Here is a 19,461-nt window from a genome sequence, read left to right on the forward strand (position 1 = left end):
TTAAAAATCGATGGCGGCGTAGAAGATGGCGAAGAGACCATCGACGAGAATGACCACGAAGATGGATTTTACCACCGAGGCCGTGACGTGCTTGCCGAGAGATTCGGCGCTGCCGCCGACTTTCAAGCCCTCAACGGCCGAAACGACGCCGATGATCAGCGCCATGAACGGCGCCTTGATCATGCCGGCGAGCACCGAGGACATGTCGACCGCCTCCTGCAGGCGTGACAGGAAGGTCGCGAAGGTGATGCCGGAATAGGCCCAGGAGACCAGCGCGGCGCCGGCAAGCGCGGCAAAATTCGCAAGGATCGTCAAAAGCGGCAGCGCGATGGTCAGCGCCACGAGACGGGGAAAGACCAGCACGCCGATCGGGGAAAGGCCCATGACCTTCAGCGCATCAACCTCCTCGCGCATCTTCATCGAGCCGATTTCCGCCGTGATGGCGCTGCCCGAGCGGCCGGCGATCATGATGGCTGTCAGGAGAACGCCGATTTCGCGCAATTGCAGGATGCCGACGAGATCGACGACGAAGACTTCCGCGCCGAAATAGCGCAGCTGGAAGGCGCCCTGCTGGGCAATGATGGCGCCGATGAGGAAGGACATGAGCAGGATGATCGGCACGGCCTGCACGCCCATGCGGTCGATCTGGTTGACGATCGCCGCCGGCGAAAGCCCGCTGCCCCGCCCGAGCTTGAGCTGCGCGCCGCGCACCGCCGAGCCCAGAATATACATGCTGGCAATAAGATCCTGCCAGGAGGACACAACGGCGCGACCGACGGGATCAAGGAGCCGCTGATAGAGCGGAGCCGGCCCGTTGCCGTCCGTCTTCGGTTCGGGCAGGCGCTCGGGCAGCGCCTCGATGAAATCGGCATAGCGGCGGCTCTCCCCCGCCTCCAGCGTGACGCCGGCCTCGCTGCCGCCGAGTGCAGCCATCAGGCGCCGGACCAGCCAGGCGCCCGACGTATCGATGCCGGTGATGCCGGAGAGATCGATGACCGCGGCGCCGTCGCGCTGCGGCACGGATTTCAGCTTCTGCGCCAGGGCGGGCGCCTGCGTGTGTCGCCAGTCGCCGGTCAGCACGAAGCGCGAGACCCCGTCATCGCCGGTCTCGACCTCGATTCCGGCTAGGACCGGTTCCTGTCTGATCTGTGCCTTCACGCGCCCCGGACTCGATCTTTCGAAAATAACGACGCCTTAATTAGGTCACCCCTTGCGAACTGTCATTAGTGCAGGGCGCGCTTTTCAGGTCGGAAGTGGAACAGTGTTGCGTCCGGGACGCAATCGCCAGCCGCAAAGCGCCAGCCCGCAGCCGACGGCGGCGACGACGGACATCATGTAGAAGGCCTGAACGTGGTAGAGCGCAAAGAGGCTGCCGGACACCAGCGTGAGCAGCGCGGTGAAGGAGCCGTTGTAGAAGAAATAGAGGCCCTGCGCGGACGCTTCCTGCTGTTCCGCCACGCGCCTGACCAGCATGTTCTGCATGCCGACATGCATGGTGGCGAAGGTGAAGGCGTGGAAGCATTGCAGCACGAAATAGCCGGGAAAGCCAAGATCGTGCGGAAAGAGGATCCAGCGCAGCACGGCAAGGAAACAGCCGGTGAAGATCATCGTCCATAGGCTGAAGCGCAGCAGCAGCGCGCGGGCGAAGATGAAGACCAGAACCTCAGCAAAGACGCCGGCGCTCCACAGCACCGCAATCGCCGTGCCGGAAAAGCCGATCTCCTGCCAGTAGATGGCCGAGAAGGCAAAGAGCATGGCGTGGCTGCCATTGACGAGGGCAACGCCCAGCATCAGCAATTGCAGGTCGAACTGGCGCAGCGCCCGCGCTGGCGGGCTGGCAAGGCCGGCAAGCGGTGTGGGCTGGCGCGGCCGACCGACGCGCGGCGCGAGCAAAGCCGTGACGATCATCAGGAAACAGCCGACCGCCATCATCGGCAGCACCACGTCACCGCCATGCCGGCCGATCAGAACGCCGCCGACCATGGTCGCGCCGATGAAGGCGAGCGAGCCCCAGAAGCGCATCCGCCCGTAATCATAGCGCCAGCGCCGGACGCCGGTCAGCGTGATCGCTTCGGTGATCGGCAGATAGGGCGAAAACACCGCCTGGTGCAGGCCGTAAACGATGAGGATCGCGAGAAAACTGTGGGTGTGGAACAGCGACAGCGCCATGGCGAGCGCGAGGACCGCGGAGACGATCAGCACATGGGCGCGCTCGCGGATGCGGTCGGCAATGATGCCGGCGACCGGCGCCGTCAGAACACGGATGAACATGGGCAGCCCGAGCAGGATGCCGATCTCGTTATCGCTGAGGGACAGGCCGTGCAGCCAGACCGGCAGGAAGGGCATGGCAACGCCGTTGACGATGAGCGGTGCGCAAAAGAGCAGAGCGATGCGGGCCTCGAAAAACCGGGGTGCATCCTCCCTCGAGACGGCCGGGGAAGCGGGTGTCATGGCAGATCCGTTGGAAAGTCGACGAATCGATACCATGCGTCGGGCCGGGGCGGGAAGAACGCACCCGATCACGATCGCGCATCAGGCCTCAGGGTTGCAAAAATGTCTCAGACCTGCGGCCCGCGCGGAGCCGGCTTTGTCCGCGCTCGGCCATGCGGTGGCCGCGGCGCTCAGGCCGCCGGACGGGCGAGAATACCGGACAGAAGACGTTCGGTGGTGCGGGCCTCTTCGGCATCGTTCTCGCTGACGGGCTGGGCGGCGCCGGCCTGCTGCCAGGTCAAAAGCTCCATCGTGCCGTCCTTATGCTCGACGACGGCCGTGCAGCTTTCGACCCAGTCACCGGTGTTGATGTAGCGGATGCCCTCGATATCGGCGATCACGGCATGGTGGATATGGCCGCAGATGACGCCGTCGGCGCCGGCTTCGCGCGCCTCCTCGGCCACCACTTTCTGGAACTCGCCGATGAAGTTGACGGCGTGCTTGACCTGCAGCTTGGCCCAGGCCGAGAACGACCAGTAGCCGAGGCCGAGACGGCGGCGAATGGCGGCGAGCACGACGTTGATGGCGATGGCCGCATCATAGGCCCAGTCGCCGAGATAGGCGAGCAGGCGTGCATTGCGCACCACGACGTCGAACTGGTCGCCATGCAGCACGAGATAGCGGCGCCCGTCGGCGGCAATGTGCATGTGCCGGTCGGCCACTTCGATGCCGCCGAAATGGGTTCCGGGGAAATCGCGCAGGAACTCGTCGTGATTGCCGGGGATGTAGATGATGCGAGCGCCCTTGCGCGCCTTGCGCAGCAGTTTCTGCACCACGTCGTTGCAGCCCTGCGGCCAATACCAGGAGCGCTTCAGCCGCCAGCCATCGACGATGTCGCCGACGAGAATGATCGTCTCAGCCTCGTAATGGCGCAGGAAATCGAGAAGATAATCGGTGCGGGCCGCCTTCGATCCGAGATGCACGTCGGAAATAAAGAGGGTGCGGACCTTGCGGGGCTCCGTCTGTGTGCTCTTGCCGGTCATGGTGCCTCCCGCGTGGTTCTGGCTCTTCGACTGCCCGCAGTGAAAAACAGAATCGTGTTTCAGCGTTATGACATCCGGCGGGGAAAGCGCATGCATGGCTCGGCGCCGAGCCATGCAAGGCGTCAATCTGTACCTTCGTCGCAATTCATGCCAGAAGGGCCGCGCCTGAAACATCATTTGAAACATCAGCAGGGAGAGCGAGCACGATGAGCATGGGCGAGAAGGACGGCAAAGCGGTTCCGGCAACCGGAGATATCGACCAGCAGGCCCTGTTCTTCCACCGTTATCCCCGCCCCGGCAAGCTGGAAGTGACGCCGACCAAGCCGCTCGGCAACCAGCGCGACCTGGCGCTCGCCTATTCGCCCGGCGTCGCCGCCCCCTGCCTCGCCATCAAGGACGACCCGTCCGCCGCCGCCGCCTACACCGCCCGCGCCAATCTGGTGGCGGTGGTGTCGAACGGCTCTGCCGTTCTCGGCCTCGGCAATATCGGCCCCCTCGCCTCCAAGCCCGTCATGGAAGGCAAGGCCGTCCTCTTCAAGAAATTCGCCGGCATCGACGTCTTCGACATCGAGATCGATGCGCCCGAGATCGACCGCATGGTCGACGTCGTTTCGGCGCTGGAGCCGACCTTCGGCGGCATCAATCTGGAAGACATCAAGGCGCCCGAATGTTTCGAGGTGGAACGCCGCCTGCGGGAAAAGATGAACATCCCGGTCTTCCACGACGACCAGCACGGCACCGCCATCATCGTCGCCGCCGCCATCCTCAACGGGCTCGAACTCGCCGGCAAGGACATCGCCAAGGCCAAGATCGTCACCTCCGGCGCCGGTGCGGCGGCGCTTGCCTGCCTCAACCTTCTCGTCACCCTCGGCGCAGCGCGCGAAAACATCTGGGTCCACGACCTCGAAGGCCTCGTCTATGAGGGGCGCGAGGTGCTGATGGACGAGTGGAAGTCCGTCTACGCACAGAAGAGCGACAAGCGCACGCTTGCCGATTCGATCGGCGGTGCCGACGTCTTCCTCGGCCTTTCCGCTGCCGGCGTGCTGAAGCCGGAGCTTCTGGTGCAGATGGCGGAGCGCCCGCTGATCATGGCGCTCGCCAACCCCAACCCGGAAATCATGCCGGAACTGGCGCGCGCCGCCCGTCCGGACGCGATGATCTGCACCGGCCGCTCCGACTTCCCCAACCAGGTCAACAACGTCCTGTGTTTCCCCTATATTTTCAGGGGTGCGCTGGACTGCGGCGCCAGCACGATCAACGAAGAGATGAAGATGGCCGCCGTGCGCGCCATCGCAGCGCTCGCCCGCGAGGAGCCCTCCGACGTCGCCGCACGCGCCTATTCCGGCGACACGCCGATCTTCGGCCCCGATTATCTCATCCCCTCGCCCTTCGACCAGCGGCTCATCCTGCGCATCGCGCCGGCCGTGGCCCGCGCCGCCGCCGAATCGGGCGTGGCCGAGCGGCCGATCACCGACTGGGACGCCTATCTCGACCAGTTGAACCGCTTCGTCTTCCGCTCCGGCCTGATCATGAAGCCGGTCTTCAACGCCGCCAAGGGCGCGTCGAAGAAGCGGGTGATCTTCTCCGAAGGCGAAGACGAGCGCGTGCTGCGCGCCGCCCAGGTGCTGCTCGAAGACGGCATTGCCGAGCCGATCCTCATCGGCCGTCCGCAGATCATCGAAACGCGCCTGAAGCGCTACGGCCTGCGCATCCGCCCCGAGAGCGATTTCGAGGTGGTGAACCCCGAAGGCGATCCGCGCTACCGCGACTATGTGGACGAGTATTTCGCCCTCGTCGGCCGCCTCGGCGTCATTCCGGAAGCTGCGCGCACCATCGTGCGCACCAACCAGACCGTGATCGGTGCGCTCGCGGTGCGTCGTGGGGACGCCGATGCGCTGATCTGCGGCGTCGAAGGACGCTACAGCCGCCACCTTCGCGATGTCTCGCAGATCATCGGCAAGAAGGCTGGCGTTCTCGACTTCTCCGCCATGAGCCTTCTGATCTCGCAGCGCGGCGCCACCTTCTTCACCGACACCTATGTGACCTTCAACCCGACCGCGGAAGAAATCGCCCAGGCGACCGTGATGGCGGCCGAGGAAATCCGCCGCTTCGGCATCGTGCCGCGCGCGGCCCTCGTCTCGCATTCCAACTTCGGCTCACGCGACAGCGAAAGTGCCTTCAAGATGCGAAAGGCGATCACGCTGGTGCGCGAACTCGCCCCGGATCTCGAAGCGGACGGCGAGATGCATGGCGATTCGGCCATCTCCGAGGCGCTGCGCCACCGCGTCATGCCGCACTCGACGCTGTCGGGCGAAGCCAACCTTCTGGTCTTCCCGAACCTCGATGCCGCCAACATCACGCTCGGCGTCGTCAAGAGCATGACCGACAGCCTGCATGTCGGCCCCATCCTGCTCGGCGCCGCCCTGCCCGCCCACATTCTCTCGCCGTCGGTGACCTCGCGCGGCGTGGTCAACATGGCGGCGCTGGCGGTAACGGAAGCGAGCTACCCGCTCTGACCGACCCGGCCGGGCGCACCGCGCGTCCGGCCGCCCCCTTTTGTCGAAAACGGCAGATCCCCCGCCGCCGACATGGTCAGGCCGGCGCAAGCCTCGCATGGTGTCTCAGCCCTTCAATGGGCGCCTTACAGGCGCGCGCACGGCATGGGGATGGGACAGCATGGCCGCTACCGACGCTTTCGAAACGCTGCTTGCCTATCTCGAAACCAGCGATGTCATCGACATCAACAGGTTCTTTGCGCTGATGCGCCGCCATTACGGCTTCAGCGATCTCCTGTTCGTGGATGCTGACAGGCGTGGCGGCGCCTTTTTCGCCCGGGTGACGGAGGGTACCCACACGCGCGCCCGCACCGGCCCCTGCTTCGGCGCGGAGGGCCGCATCGAGGACCGCGCGCTGGACATGGCGCTCCGCAGCTTTCGCCCGCTCGACTATGATTTCGTGCGGCGCAGCGCAGGCGCCAATGCCTATCTCACCGTCGATGTCGCCGCCGACAACCGTCCGCTGCAGGGCATTGCCCTGCCGTTGAAGACCGGGACGGGACGCGCCGCCGTGCTGATCCTCGAAACCGGGATGGCGGTGGCTGAGTGGCGCCTTTTCCTGCACACCCATCTGCGCGACCTGCAATTCATCGCCAGCCTCTTCCACGCCGCCATTGCCGACCGCAAGGCGGGCACGCGAGAGCAGAGCGAACGCCACGCGTTGACGCCACGGGAAACGGCAGCGCTCGAAGGGGCACGCTCCGGCAAGAGCGGAGCCGTGATGGCGCGGGAGCTCGGCGTTACCGAGACCATGGCCCGCTTCTTCCTCGACAACGGTCGGCGCAAGGCGCCGAACCTTGCCGGATCATCAACGGGACCGGACGCCCGCGCCGCCTGATTGGGCGCGGGTCGCGCCCCGCCTGATCGGGCGGGGACAGGGCGCGTTAACGCAAATCGGCACCCGGCGTTGCCAGCGCCGGTGTGGACGCTATGATAAGGGCTCATGGGATGGTCACGCCCGACTGCGGTCGTCCCCGATCTTTCGTTGTCCCTTGCAAGGTGTTTCGCCGTGATCGCCGCGCCGCGTATCGCCCTCGTCCTCGTTTCGCTTCTGTCGACCGCCGCGGCGGCGAACGCGACATCGGCCGTTTGCGACCGGCTGCAGGCCAAGCTTGCCGGCCTGCCGCAGGTCGTCAGCAATGAAATCCTCGGCAATCAGGGGGGATCGGCGCTGAGCGAAACGGCCGGCGGCCTGTCGCGGGTCAACCTCGATCTCAGGAATGCCCGCATCGAACTGCGCCGCCTCGGCTGCTCCTCGGGCAGCATCATCGTCGTCGGCGGTCCGAACGAGGCGGCCTGCACGGCGCTCGAAGGCCGCATAGCCGACCTTGAAAACGATCTCGGGGCTTTGCGCGAACGGCGCCGCGCCTCGACCGGCATGAATGTCGAGACGACGCGCAGCCTCATTCTGGCAGCGCTGTCGACAAATGGCTGCACGCGCGAGACGGAAACGGTGATCGAAGCCTCGTCCACGGCGTCGACGGAGCCGCGCAACATCCTGAAAGACCTGCCGGAGATCGACGAGAACCTGCCCTTCATCGGCGGCAGCCAATCGAGCGTCCTGACCCTGCCTGGCCAGTCCAACGGTCCCTATCGCACCATGTGCGTGCGCACCTGCGACGGCGCCTTCTTCCCGATCACCTCGAATGCGACGCCGGCCGATTTCGGCCGCGATGCGGCGGCCTGTGCCGCCCGCTGCCCGGGGGCCCAGACCGAACTCTACTATCACAATCTGACGACCGAGGAGAGCGACCAGATGGTGTCGGCAGCGACCGGCCGGCCCTATCTGGACCTGCCGAGCGCCTTCGCCTACCGCACCCGCGACCGGGCCGGCGCCGCCCAGTGCGGCTGCCGCCTGCCGGAGGCGGCAACGCTCGATACCGGCGCCAGGACGAGCGGCGACGGCGCGACAAACGCGTCCACGCCCGCGCAATCAACGCCCCTGCCCGGCCTCAGCGAGACGCCGCTGCGCGCCACCACCCAGTACGAACGCCCCTACCGGCCCAACGACAAGCGCGTGCGCCACGTCGGCCCGACCTTCCTGCCCCCCGAAGAATCCCGCATCGACCTGCGCCACCCCGCCGGGCCGGGATATCAGCCCGTGCAGAATTGAGGGATAAGGGTCCGTGCGCGTGACGCGTATTTGTGGAAGTGGTTGTTGCGCGCTATCATGGCCGTGCAGCGGAGTGACGCAGATGACGTCAGAGACGATCAGCCTCGATTTTTTAGCACGGCAGGCAAAAGCGCAACTCGATGACATGCGGTTGCTGCGACAGGAAATGGCTGGCCTTCGTCAGGAGATGGCCGGCATGATGCGATTGATGACGGCGAATTACGACCTTGTCCGGCGGGTCGAGCGGCGCGAGAGCGAACTTCGCGACGACATCGAGCTCATGGTAAAAATGGAACTGGGCGGCTCGCTCGCCAACATCCAGACCGCAATCGAAACCTCGCTTGCCCGCATCGAGAAGCAGGTCGGCGATGTCGGGGACCGTGTCAGCGCACTCGAAGACAGGCCGTGACGGCAAGCCGCGCAGACGAAACAGCGCTTGGAAGTTGGCGTTGCATGTCTCGCTTCATTCCCGCGTCTGTTCCACAAACAACGCCGTCTCGCCCCCCCAGCCATTATCGCTGACGAGTTCCTCCAGCGGCAGGCGCTGGCGCCAGCCCTTGATGGCGAGTTCGGGGGCGTCGTAGAGGGTCTTGACGTGGCCGAGGCAGAGCCAGGCGACGATGCGGACGTGATCGGGGATACCCAGGATGGCCTTGACGTCGGCCTCGCGGAAGATCGAGACCCAGCCGACCCCGATGCCTTCGGCCCGTGCCGCAAGCCAGAGATTCTGCACGGCGCAGACGGTGGAATAAAGGTCCATCTCGCTCTGGTGGGTGCGCCCCAGCACGACAGGGCCGGAGCGCGTCGGATCGCAGGTGACGCACAGGCTGACGGGCGCCTCGCGGATGCCTTCGAGCTTCAAGGAACGGTATCGATCCTGATGCGCACCGGAAAACATCGCCTCGGCCTCGGCATTGGCGGCGCTGAAGGCGGCATGAACCCGGTCCTTCACGCCGGGATCGGTGATGCGGATGAAGGACCATGGCTGCATGAAGCCGACGGATGGGGCGGCATGGGCGGCGGCGAGCAGGCGCCGCAGCACCGCATCGTCGATCGGCGCCGGCTCGAACTGGCCGCGCACGTCGCGGCGCGTTTCGATCGCGCGGTAGACGGCGGCACGCTCCGCCGCATCGAACGGACCGGCCGCGACGCGATGCGCGCGCCAGGGATCGGGCTCGGCGCAAGCCTCGGGGCCAAGCCCCGCAGCGACCGTCTCCTCTTCGGCCAGGTGGCCACGGTCTCCGTCCGTCTGTGCAGACGCCGCCGGCGCGGCATCGGTAGCCGGCGGCACGCGCTCGGCATCGTCAATCCGGTCAACGCAGGTGTCCGTCATCGTCATCCTCCCCTTCAGCGGATGCCGGCGGTCGACCGAACCTTGATGACCCGGACCCTGGTAACAGAGGCCCAACTGGGTGGAGGCGGACGACCGCGGGCAAGGACGCCGCCCGTCACGAGGCCAGCATCCCGCCGCAAACCAAGCGTCCCGCCGTCCATACGGGGCCGCTCCATGGTTATCAGGCCGGTCTTCTGACTCCGCGGATCATCCAGCACCCTCGCCTTCCCGAAGCTTCCGTTTCAGTGGCTTGCGACGAAACGCCGACGTTTCGCCTGAGGGTCTGGCCCCGCTGACAGCGTTGGGCACGTTCCGGATTTTCACCGGATTCCCGATTCTCCCCGGCACGACACCGGGGCACCTGACGGACGGGACTTGACCATGACCGCCGGCGCTTTGCAAGAGGGGCGCGCGGCGGCCCTTGCTGCCTGGCGCTCAGCGATCGCGGAAGCGGTTGGTGATAGGATAGCGGCGGTCGCGGCCGAAATTCTTGCGGGTGATCTTCACCCCCGGCGCCGACTGGCGGCGCTTGTATTCGGCGATGTAGAGCAGATGCTCGATGCGGTGCACCGTTGCCCCATCGTGGCCGCGCGCCACGATCTCCTCCGTGCCCATCTCGCGCTCGACGAGGCATTCGAGGATATCGTCGAGCACCGGATAGGGCGGGAGCGAATCCTGGTCGGTCTGGTTGGGGCGAAGCTCGGCCGACGGCGCCTTGTCGATGATGTTGACCGGAATGACCTCGCCGGATGGACCGAGCCCTCCGGCCGGCACCGCGCCGTTGCGCCAGCGCGAGAGCCCGTAGACCTGCATCTTGTAAAGGTCCTTGATCGGGTTGAAGCCGCCGTTCATGTCGCCGTAGAGCGTGGCATAGCCGACCGACATTTCCGACTTGTTGCCCGTCGTCACCACCATGGATCCGAACTTGTTGGAGACGGCCATGAGGATGACGCCGCGGGTGCGGCTCTGCAGGTTTTCTTCCGTGATGCCCTCTTCGGTTCCTTCGAAGAGGTCGGAGAGCGCCGACGAGAAGGCATCGACCGGCTCGCCGATCGGCACCGTGTCGTAGCGCACGCCAAGCGCTTTCGCGCAGGCTTCCGCATCCTTGAAGGAGTCCGACGAGGTGTAGCGGTAGGGCAGCATGATGGTGCGCACCCGCTCCGCCCCCAGCGCATCGACGGCGAGCGCCGTGCAGATGGCCGAATCGATGCCGCCGGAAAGGCCGAGCACGACGGACTTGAAGCCGTTCTTGTTGACGTAATCGCGAAGGCCCAGCATGCAGGCCGTGTAATCGGCCTCCTCCGCCTGCGGGATATTTGCGATCTCACCCTTCGCGCAGGCCCAGCCCTCGCCGGTGCGGGCCCAATCGGTAAAGGCGACGCAGGGTTCGAACTGCGGCAGCTGGAAAGCCAGGCTCTTGTCAGCGTTGAACGCGAAGCTGGCGCCGTCGAAGACGAGTTCGTCCTGCCCGCCGAGCTGGTTGGCGTAGACGATCGGCAGGCCGCTCTCGATCACCTGACGCAGCACGACTTGATAGCGCACATCCATCTTGCCGCGATAATAGGGCGATCCGTTCGGGACCAGCAGGATTTCGGCGCCCGCCTCCGAGAGGGTCTCGCAGATGCCGGCGTCGTTCCAGATTTCCTCGCAGATCGGTACGCCGATGCGCACGCCACGAAAATCGACGGGACCGGTGATGGTGCCCTCGACGAAGACGCGCTTTTCGTCGAATTCGCCGTAGTTCGGCAGATCGACCTTGTCGCGCAGCGCAAGGATGCGGCCGCCGTCGATGATGGCCGCGCTGTTGTGCCGGACGGCCTCCCCCCCTCTTGGTTCACCTTGCCGCGGCAGGCCGATGATGACGCCCGGGCCGCCATCGGCCGTATCGGCCGTGAGCGCCTCCAGCGCGGCCCAGCAGGCCTTCAGGAAGGCCGGCTTCAGGACGAGGTCTTCCGGCGGATAGCCGGAGAGGAAGAGTTCGGTGAAAAGCACGAGCTCGGCGCCGCCTGCAGCGGCCTGCGCACGCGCCTTGCGCGCCAGCGCCAGATTGCCGGCGATATCCCCGACCGTCGGATTGAGCTGGGCGATCGCGATGCGGAGCGTATCGCGCGCGCCGGTCCGGGGCGCGGAAGCGGCGGGAGAAGCGGAAGCGGTCATGGGCGTGCCCTCTTGGTCGGGATAGCGGTCCGTTCGAGCTGCCATTTAGAGCATTTGCCTGAAAAACGAAATGCTTCTCGGCACTTCGGCTTTGCAAAAGAGGACGAAGATGACGTCCTACCGTCCCCGCCTCGCGGTGGTGACAGGCCAGCGCACGCGGATGGCAGTGCGCAAGAGATCGGTGCAGCCGGCAAGACCATCGGGGATTGGCCGGGGTAAGCCTTGACTTATTCATCCAGCATTCAACATGACATTTGTATGACAGTGCCATGACACTGGCGCGACACCCGGATGACAGCTTCGCTGTCGCATGCCGGCCACGCGAAACGGCAGGATTGGTGAAGGCCGCCATGCCGCAGACAGACTGGAGACAAGCTTGGCGACCATCGACACGGCAGCGGCGCCCATCGCCGCCCCCGGCAGCGGCCGAACGATCCCCCTGATCGGAAGCATCCGCTCGCCGCGTCGCGATGCGCTGCTGGGCGCGATCGGCTCCCTCGTCGTTTCGCTGGCGCTCGCCCTCGTACTGACGGCCGGCATCGAAGCCGTTCAGCGCGGTTCGTTCAGCGAGACCATTGCCTATTTTGCCGATCCGATGCGCCCTGCGCTCGCCACCGTCGGCATCTTTGCCCTGATGTTCCTCGCCCTCGACGCAGCGTTCGGCCGCGCCCATTACGCTGTGCTGATCCTTGCGCCGCTCGCCCTTCTGCCGGCGCTGATTTCCAAGCAGAAACAGATCTATCTCTCCGATCCGCTCTACCCGACCGACTTCCTGTTCGGCCGGCAGATCATGGAATTGATGCCGGTTCTGGTGCGCGACCGTCCGTGGACGGCTCTCGGCATTGCCGTCGGCATCGTGGTCGCGGTCGTTGCGCTCGCCTGCCTGCTGGTCTTTGCCTGGCGCCGCTTTCCGCGCCTGGCACGCCGGCAGCGCATCGGCCGGGCGCTGGTTGCCGTGCCGCTTCTCGCCGGCTTCGTCCACATCATGGATTTCAACCAGTTTTCCTGGCTGCGCGACCGGCTGAACATCATCCCGATCATGTGGGACCAGACTGAAAACTACCGGCACAACGGCTTCACGATGGCCTTTGCGCTGAACCTGCCCATGGCCAATGTGAGCGCTCCTGCCGGCTATATGGGCGATGCCATCAACGCCATCGAGGCGCCGATCGTGCCGGCCGGGACCACACATCGCGGCAAGCCCGACGTGATCGTGGTCATGAGCGAGTCGCTCTTCGATCCCACACGCCTGCCGAACGTTACCTTCTCCGCCGACCCGATGCCGACCATGCGCGCCATGCAGTCCGGCAACGTCATGTCGCCGGAATTCGGCGGCATGACCGCCAATGTCGAATTCGAGGCGCTGACGGGCTTTTCCAATGCCTTCCTGCCCTATGGCAGCATTCCATACCAGCAGTACATCCGCGATCCGATCCCCTCGATGGCCACTTTCTTCAAGGGCGAGGGCTATGTTTCGCGCGCCATCCACCCGTTCCAGAGTTGGTTCTGGAACCGCTCCGCCGTCTACAAGGCCTTCGGTTTCGACACGTTCCGCTCGGAGGAAAAGCTGCCGGCCATGACCAAGCGCGGCATCTTCACTTCGGACGAGGCGCTGACCAAGGAGATCATCCGCCAGGCGGACCAGATGGAAGATCCGTTCTTCTTCTTCACGGTCACGCTGCAGGGCCATGGCCCCTATGAGCCGAACCGCTATGCCGAGAACACCATCAAGGTCGAGGGCGACCTGCCCGCAGCCGACCGGCAGGTACTGGAAACCTACACCCAGGGCGTCAAGGAGGCCGATGACAGCCTGAAGCTTTTGATGGACTGGGCGAAAGACCGCGACCGCGAAACGATCATCGTGCTCTTTGGCGATCACCTGCCGCCGCTGAACACCGTCTATACCAGCACCGGATTCATGCCCGGCGTGACGGCTGCCCGCAAGGGGCCGCTGGACGAGATGAAGCGCACCCATGAAACGCCGCTGATCGTCTGGTCCAGCAAGACCGGCCCGGTGCGCGATCTCGGCACGGTGAGCCCCGCTTTCATCTCCTACCAGACGCTGAAGGCCGGCGGCTTCGAGCACCCCTACTACACCGGCTTCCTCGGCCGCGTCTTCGACGAGCACAGGATCGTCGACCGCTTCATGCTGGTGAACGAGACGGACGAGGTCGTGGCCGACTGGGCTCGCCAGAAGGTCATTCCCGATACGGTGCGCGACTACCGGTTCCTCCAGCACGACATGATGTTCGGCAAGCGCTACGGCACGGAACGCTTCTTCCCAACCCATGCCGACCTGTTTCCGCGGCCGGTCAGCTGACCGGCAGGCATTAAACGTGTCGAGAAGAAGACTGCGCGGCGGCCTCAAGGGCCGCCGTTTTGCATGGGCCCGTCAAAAAGTTTCAGGCGCAAGCCAGGGCTGTCACGGAGGAAACAGCCAAAAATCCCGTTTGCAATGACAGTGTCACAGTCGGACCGAATAACAAAGGTCCGGCAGCCGTTCACAACCTGTCGAAGCCATGCCCCCGCCAATGGCGGGCCGGCATCACATTCGGGATCAAGACGCGATGCACGCCCCCGCCCCATCCTCCCTCGTTGCAGCCACGGCCCTGGCGCCCGCCGCCGGCGCTGCCTTCCGCCAGGCCCTTGCCGCACCGGACCTGCCGGACCGCGCCACGGTCCTTGCCCATCTCGGGCAGGTCGCCCGCAACACGATCGACATCCTGCCGCAGTTTCCGCGGCTGCGGCGCCTGATGGGTTCGCAGCAGCGTGCGCTGCTCTGCCAGGCGGCTTTTGCCCTGCACCATGAGGGCGGCGCGAGCGGGCTCACCGCCGGCCACCTGCTCGACCTCATCCTCGAACACCGGGCCGCCAGCCGCAACACGGTCTCGGCCTTCGTGCAGGAAATGCGCGCCGTGCGTGTCTTTGCCGACCTGCCCTCGACGGGCGACCGGCGCGTGCGGCCGCTGGCGCCGGGCGAGCAGGCAAGCGCGGCCATGCAGCGATGGTTCCTCGGCCAGTTGCAGGTGCTCGACGCCATGGATGGCGGGGAGCGCAGCTGCCAGTTGATCGCCGAGCCGGGCCTGGTGCGCATTGCCCAGCCCCTGGCGGCACGCCACCTGATGGCGGACGCCGGCTGGCGCGAGCCCGCCGCCCCGCTCGGCCCGATCCTGTGGACCGATGCCGGAAGCCTTCTCATCGACGATCTCATGGCGCGTGCCGCCGACAGCGTGAAGAGCGCAACAGGCGCGGCCTGCGGCGTGCTGCCCGGCGCCACGCTGGAAGTCGAGGATTTCGGTGTGACGGCGCTCGCCGACCGCTATGTCGTATCCTGCACCCATGTGCGCCGGCTCTGCGCCCAGGCGGAGGAAACCGGCGTCGTTCTGCGCACCGGCAAGCGCTCCGCACGCCGCCTGATCATCGCACCCGCGCTCACTGAGGCCTATGCCGACTGGCAGGCCAACCGCCTGCGCGCCATCGATGCCGCCTTCAGGGCGGCTCTGGCCGTGTCTGGCGCCCCGTCCGGGGATCGCCTGTCAGTCGAACGGGCGATCGCGGCGCAGGGCACTGCCGGCGTGCGGCTCGCCGCGCTCCGACAGGAGGCTGCCGCTGCGCTTCTTTAAGGGCGCGAGGGCCGGTCGGGCGCGACGCGCGGCGGGAGATGCACAGGATTGCAGCAACAGTGAGCGCCGGCCGATTGCAAAGAGGAGGCCGGCGCCCTAGTTTCGGAATATCGTACGGATATCTGATTTCGTTCGGGTTTCCGCATTTTCGACGGCGGCAGCACTGGCGCGCAGCAGGCGCGGCCTTCCCGGCATCGCCAGAATGATCGAATGACATGAACAGTTTGGGTCCATCTTTTTTCACCGGCAGCGCGGCCATCCGCCTCGATGATCCCGCCGTGATCGCCGCCCATCCCGGTTTTCCCCGCGAGTTGCAGGCGATCGGACAGGCGTTGACGGCGATCCACGACAGGGCCCCGCAGATGGTGCGCTACATGGCGAGCATGCAGCGCTGGCTTTTGACCCAGTCCCTTTTCGCGCTGCATCTGGCCCGCGACCCCGGCGAGCCCCTGACGGGGATCACGGCCGCGCGCCTGCAGGAAATCGCAATCCGCACCGGCGCGGCGAGCCGCAACACTGCCGCGGCGCATCTTGCCGAGCTGATCGCCCACAAAATGGTGAGCGACGTGCCCGACCCCGGCACCAAACGCAGCCGGCCCCTGGTCTTGACGGCCGAGAGCGAGGCGGCGATGCGCCTGTGGTTTCGCGCCCACATCGCCAGCCTCGACCGGCTGGATGGCAAGGAGCGCGTGCGGGCGTTCGATGCACGGCCCGACGCGCTGTTTACCGCAGCCCATCAGCGCGCCGCGGCCAAGCTGATTGCCGATCCGGCCTGGCACACCCCGCCCCCGGCCGTTGGCGCCTTCGTCTGGACCGATTGCGGTAGCAACGTGCTGCACGATCTGTTTTCATCCCTGCCAGCGACGGTCGCCCCGACGGCCGGACGCGTGCCGCTTGGCCCTTATGCGCTGTCAGCGCTTGCCGAACGTTACCGCCTGTCGCTGACGAGTGTCCGGCGCCTTTTTCACAAGGCCGAAAAGTTGGGTGTCCTGAGCTGGGAAGGCGCCACGCGCAACCGCCGCCTGTGGATCAGCAAGGACTTCATCGATGAACATGCCGGCTGGCAGGCGGTCAAATTCGCCGCCATCGCCGAGGCTTTCGACGGGGCGACCGGTTCGGCCGGGACCTGACGGCAGGGGAAAGCTGCCCGCCGCATCAGCCATCCGTCGTCAGGCCCGCACGCCCGCGTGCGAACTGCTCGAGCCCATCATCGATCGTATAGAAATCGGCCTTGTCGGCGGTGAAGATGTGGTAGCCCGGCTGAAGGCCGCTCGGCTGATCGAAGGCGCCCGCCTGGATCGATATGCCCTGCGCACCCTCATAGGACCAGAACAGCGCCGACCCGCAGTGGCGGCAGAATCCGCGTTTGCCATGCGCGCTGGAGCCGTACCACGTGATCTCCGCCTCGCCGGTGATGGCGAGGTCCTCGCGCGCCGCATTGGTGGAGGCGTAGTAGAGACCGGTCTGCCGGCGGCACTGGCTGCAGTGGCAAAACACCACCTCCCGCAGCCGGCCGCGCACGACAAAGCGCACCGCCCCGCAAAGACATCCGCCCGTCCTTTCCGTCACTGCCCGTTCCGTCATTGCCGGTTCCGTCATTGCCCGTCCTCCCTTTTGATATGGGTGGCAAGGGTGGCCGAGGAAGGCGACCTCTGTCCAGCGCATAGATGTGATGCGACGCTTCAAAAGCCTGCAACAGCCTTCCTGTCTTCAAAAAGACTGATAGAAATCCAAGGGAGATCCGGCGGAACGGGATCGTTTCGACGCCTTTGCCGCTCCCACAGCCAGGAAACATCGGATGATCACCAAGCGCCACAGCTTTGCCCACCGCCATTTCGGCAAACCTCTCGAAAAGCTGGGCGATATCGAGCTCCGCGTGCTGGACCGCGCCGAGGACCATCTGGTCATCTCGACCGACGTGAACGCCGCCATTTCCGCCCACGCCACCTTCGGCCAGCGCCTCGCCGACCGCATCGCGCGCATCGGCGGCTCCTGGGGCTTCATCATCTCCTTCATCGTCTTCCTGATCGCCTGGTCTGCCATCAACACGGTGATCCTGACAAAGGACGCCTTCGACCCCTATCCCTTCATCTTCCTCAACCTCATCCTCTCCATGATCGCCGCGATCCAGGCGCCGATCATCATGATGTCGCAGAACCGGCAGGCCGAGCGGGATCGCTTCGAAGCGGCCAAGGACTATGAGGTGAACCTGAAGGCGGAGCTCGAAATCCTGTCCCTGCACCGCAAGATCGACATGGAAGTGCTGTCCGAACTCGCGGCCCTGCGGGAAGACCTGGCGCGGCTGCATGCGAAGCTGCCGGAGGCGAAGGGGTGACACCGAACATGGGCGACCTTGCGAAGCGAGCGGCCCGGAAAAGTGCCGCCAAACGCGCTGCCCTCTCCGCCGTCTTGGTCGGGCTTGACCCGACCATCCATGCGGCAAGCGCAGTGGCTGAGGCGTGGATCCTCGGGTCAAGCCCGAGGATGACGCAGGCCTTCAAATGACGCAGGTGTGAGGATTGATGACGGAGGCTGATGCCCCGCCGCTTTTCGCACCATCACGCCATGGCTGCGGACAGAGTGGGGGCATGCGCCTCCGTCATAAACAAAAAAAGCGGCCCGCCGAAGCGGACCGCCCTTTCGGTTCAGCCCTGTCGCGGCCGATCAGCCGTTGACGACCATCCGCTTTTCGTCGCGGCCGGTCTTCATGCGCTCGGCGAGCAGGAAGGCGAGCTCCAGAGCCTGATCAGCATTGAGGCGCGGGTCGCAATGGGTGTGGTAGCGGTCGCCGAGATCGGCGCCGGAGAGCGCGCGGGCGCCGCCGGTGCATTCCGTCACGTCATTGCCGGTCATTTCGATATGCACGCCGCCCGGATGGGTGCCTTCGGCGCGGTGGATCTGGAAGAAGCTTTCGACTTCCGACAGGATCCGCTCGAAGGGACGGGTCTTGTAATTGTTGAGCGTGATCGTGTTGCCGTGCATCGGATCGCAGGACCAGACGACCTTCTTGCCCTCGCGTTCGACGGCACGGATGAGGCGCGGCAGGTGCTCGGCGACCTTGTCATGGCCGAAGCGGCAGATGAGCGTCAGGCGGCCGGCCTCGTTGGCGGGGTTGAGGAGATCGATGAGCTCCAGAAGCCCCTCGCCCGTCAGCGACGGGCCGCACTTCAGGCCGATCGGGTTCTTGATGCCGCGGCAGTATTCGATGTGGGCATGGTCGGGCTGGCGCGTGCGGTCACCGATCCAGATCATGTGGCCGGAGGTGGCGTACCAGTCGCCGGAGGTGGAATCGACGCGCGTCAGAGCCTGCTCGTAGCCGAGCAGCAGCGCCTCATGGCTGGTGAAGAAGTCGGTTTCGCGCAGGCCCGGGTGGTTTTCTGCGGAAATGCCGATGGCCTTCATGAAGTCCATGGTTTCGGAAATGCGGTCGGCGAGCTTGCGGTAGCGCTCGGCCTGGGGGCTGTCCTTGACGAAGCCCAGCATCCACTGATGCACGTTTTCGAGGTTGGCATAGCCACCCATGGCGAAGGCGCGCAGAAGGTTGAGCGTCGCGGCCGACTGGCGGTAGGCCATGATCTGGCGTTCCGGATTGGGCACGCGGGCCTCTTCCGTGAACTCGATGCCGTTGATGATGTCACCGCGATAGGACGGCAGCGATACGCCGTTCTGCGTCTCGATGTTGGACGAACGCGGCTTGGCGAACTGGCCGGCAATGCGGCCGACCTTGACCACCGGCTGCTGGGCGCCGAAGGTCAGCACCACCGCCATCTGCAGGAAGGCGCGGAAGAAGTCGCGGATCGTATCGGCGCCGTGTTCGGCAAAGCTTTCGGCGCAGTCGCCGCCCTGCAGCAGGAAACCCTGGCCTTCGGCGACCTTGGCGAGCGAGGCCTTCAGGCGACGGGCTTCGCCGGCAAAGACCAGCGGCGGAAATTTCGCGAGGCGGGCTTCGGTCGCCTCCAGCGCTGCCGCGTCCGGATAGTCCGGCACCTGCTGGATGGGCATGTTCCGCCAGCTGTTCGGGGTCCAATTCTGTGCCATGTCGTTTACCTCAACTCCGTAGCGCATGGGCGCCAGCGCCCTTACGGGCCACTCGCCCCGCGCACCCGCCTCGCCCGCGCACCGTGCGGGGGCCGAAAGGGATGCGGGCTTATAAACGTTAACGGTGGCGAAAGCTAGCGGCTTGGCGACACGCGCACGCCGCCCGCAG

At 65.6% G+C, this 19,461-nt stretch carries 14 protein-coding genes, 1 pseudogene and 1 riboswitch; of the genes and pseudogenes, 8 read left to right on the forward strand and 7 right to left on the reverse strand.

Going from position 1 to position 19,461, the window contains the following annotated elements:
* From F3H41_RS03550 to F3H41_RS03560, 3 genes and pseudogenes are all read right to left on the reverse strand, one after another.
* Positions 1-1,146: an MlaE family lipid ABC transporter permease subunit gene (locus F3H41_RS03550; protein ID WP_149738198.1), complete on the reverse strand. Its 1,146-nt coding sequence runs from the start codon at positions 1,144-1,146 to the stop codon at positions 1-3.
* A 96-nt stretch (positions 1,147-1,242) separates the two neighbouring features.
* A complete protein-coding gene (locus F3H41_RS03555) occupies positions 1,243-2,451 on the reverse strand; it encodes an MFS transporter (protein WP_149737170.1) in 1,209 nt (402 codons plus the stop codon).
* Between the two features lie 269 nt (positions 2,452-2,720).
* Positions 2,721-3,473: pseudogene (locus F3H41_RS03560) on the reverse strand (UDP-2,3-diacylglucosamine diphosphatase); the annotation flags it as partial.
* A gap of 206 nt (positions 3,474-3,679) precedes the next feature.
* On the opposite strand from F3H41_RS03560, the gene F3H41_RS03565 reads away from it, so the two are divergent.
* The 4 genes from F3H41_RS03565 to F3H41_RS03580 all read left to right on the forward strand — a co-directional run bounded on the left by F3H41_RS03565 (position 3,680) and on the right by F3H41_RS03580 (position 8,550).
* Positions 3,680-5,989, forward strand: coding sequence for an NADP-dependent malic enzyme (locus F3H41_RS03565; protein ID WP_149737172.1), 2,310 nt, complete (start codon positions 3,680-3,682; stop codon positions 5,987-5,989).
* A gap of 160 nt (positions 5,990-6,149) precedes the next feature.
* Entirely contained in the window at positions 6,150-6,866 is a 717-nt protein-coding gene (locus F3H41_RS03570) for a hypothetical protein (RefSeq protein ID WP_149737173.1), read from the forward strand.
* 171 nt (positions 6,867-7,037) lie between these two features.
* Positions 7,038-8,141, forward strand: coding sequence for a DUF2865 domain-containing protein (locus F3H41_RS03575; RefSeq protein ID WP_244616063.1), 1,104 nt, complete (start codon positions 7,038-7,040; stop codon positions 8,139-8,141).
* 82 nt (positions 8,142-8,223) lie between these two features.
* Positions 8,224-8,550, forward strand: a complete 327-nt coding sequence (locus F3H41_RS03580; protein WP_149737175.1) for a hypothetical protein — start codon at positions 8,224-8,226, stop codon at positions 8,548-8,550.
* Positions 8,551-8,604: 54 nt separating this feature from the next.
* On the opposite strand, the gene bluB is transcribed toward F3H41_RS03580, so the two are convergent.
* Positions 8,605-9,474 (reverse strand): 5,6-dimethylbenzimidazole synthase, encoded by an 870-nt coding sequence (bluB, locus tag F3H41_RS03585; RefSeq protein ID WP_149737176.1) that lies wholly within the window; start codon positions 9,472-9,474, stop codon positions 8,605-8,607.
* A 166-nt stretch (positions 9,475-9,640) separates the two neighbouring features.
* A riboswitch (cobalamin riboswitch) is annotated at positions 9,641-9,854 on the reverse strand.
* A gap of 55 nt (positions 9,855-9,909) precedes the next feature.
* A complete protein-coding gene (locus F3H41_RS03590; RefSeq protein ID WP_149737177.1) occupies positions 9,910-11,631 on the reverse strand; it encodes an NAD+ synthase in 1,722 nt (573 codons plus the stop codon).
* Positions 11,632-12,064: 433 nt separating this feature from the next.
* Here F3H41_RS03590 and F3H41_RS03595 point away from each other — a divergent pair, with 433 nt between their 5' ends.
* From F3H41_RS03595 to F3H41_RS03605, 3 genes are all read left to right on the forward strand, one after another.
* Positions 12,065-13,951 (forward strand): LTA synthase family protein, encoded by a 1,887-nt coding sequence (locus tag F3H41_RS03595; RefSeq protein WP_244616120.1) that lies wholly within the window; start codon positions 12,065-12,067, stop codon positions 13,949-13,951.
* A gap of 247 nt (positions 13,952-14,198) precedes the next feature.
* On the forward strand, positions 14,199-15,254 hold the full coding sequence (locus F3H41_RS03600; protein WP_149737179.1) for a hypothetical protein: 1,056 nt from the start codon (positions 14,199-14,201) through the stop codon (positions 15,252-15,254).
* 215 nt (positions 15,255-15,469) lie between these two features.
* Complete coding sequence (locus F3H41_RS03605; RefSeq protein ID WP_149737180.1) at positions 15,470-16,384, forward strand: hypothetical protein; 915 nt, start codon at positions 15,470-15,472, stop codon at positions 16,382-16,384.
* A 25-nt stretch (positions 16,385-16,409) separates the two neighbouring features.
* Here the strand turns inward: F3H41_RS03605 and F3H41_RS03610 are convergent, their stop codons facing one another.
* Complete coding sequence (locus F3H41_RS03610; protein ID WP_244616064.1) at positions 16,410-16,853, reverse strand: GFA family protein; 444 nt, start codon at positions 16,851-16,853, stop codon at positions 16,410-16,412.
* A gap of 202 nt (positions 16,854-17,055) precedes the next feature.
* On the opposite strand from F3H41_RS03610, the gene F3H41_RS03615 reads away from it, so the two are divergent.
* A complete protein-coding gene (locus F3H41_RS03615; protein ID WP_149738200.1) occupies positions 17,056-17,589 on the forward strand; it encodes a DUF1003 domain-containing protein in 534 nt (177 codons plus the stop codon).
* Between the two features lie 329 nt (positions 17,590-17,918).
* On the opposite strand, the gene F3H41_RS03620 is transcribed toward F3H41_RS03615, so the two are convergent.
* A complete protein-coding gene (locus F3H41_RS03620; protein WP_149737181.1) occupies positions 17,919-19,292 on the reverse strand; it encodes a 3-deoxy-7-phosphoheptulonate synthase class II in 1,374 nt (457 codons plus the stop codon).
* Between the last annotated feature and the right edge of the window lie 169 nt (positions 19,293-19,461).

The sequence above is a fragment of the Rhizobium sp. RU20A genome (assembly GCF_900155885.1).
Classification (GTDB): Bacteria; Pseudomonadota; Alphaproteobacteria; order Rhizobiales; family Rhizobiaceae; genus RU20A.

Excerpts from the sequence above, each read along its gene's own strand:
- F3H41_RS03580 (WP_149737175.1), top strand. The coding sequence starts at position 8,224 with ATGACGTCAGAGACGATCAGCCTCGATTTTTTAGCACGGCAGGCAAAA.
- F3H41_RS03555 (WP_149737170.1), bottom strand. The coding sequence starts at position 2,451 with ATGACACCCGCTTCCCCGGCCGTCTCGAGGGAGGATGCACCCCGGTTT.
- F3H41_RS03620 (WP_149737181.1), bottom strand. The coding sequence starts at position 19,292 with ATGGCACAGAATTGGACCCCGAACAGCTGGCGGAACATGCCCATCCAG.
- F3H41_RS03600 (WP_149737179.1), top strand. The coding sequence starts at position 14,199 with ATGCACGCCCCCGCCCCATCCTCCCTCGTTGCAGCCACGGCCCTGGCG.
- F3H41_RS03610 (WP_244616064.1), bottom strand. The coding sequence starts at position 16,853 with ATGACGGAACCGGCAATGACGGAACGGGCAGTGACGGAAAGGACGGGC.
- F3H41_RS03570 (WP_149737173.1), top strand. The coding sequence starts at position 6,150 with ATGGCCGCTACCGACGCTTTCGAAACGCTGCTTGCCTATCTCGAAACC.
- F3H41_RS03605 (WP_149737180.1), top strand. The coding sequence starts at position 15,470 with ATGAACAGTTTGGGTCCATCTTTTTTCACCGGCAGCGCGGCCATCCGC.
- F3H41_RS03590 (WP_149737177.1), bottom strand. The coding sequence starts at position 11,631 with ATGACCGCTTCCGCTTCTCCCGCCGCTTCCGCGCCCCGGACCGGCGCG.
- bluB (WP_149737176.1), bottom strand. The coding sequence starts at position 9,474 with ATGACGGACACCTGCGTTGACCGGATTGACGATGCCGAGCGCGTGCCG.
- F3H41_RS03565 (WP_149737172.1), top strand. The coding sequence starts at position 3,680 with ATGAGCATGGGCGAGAAGGACGGCAAAGCGGTTCCGGCAACCGGAGAT.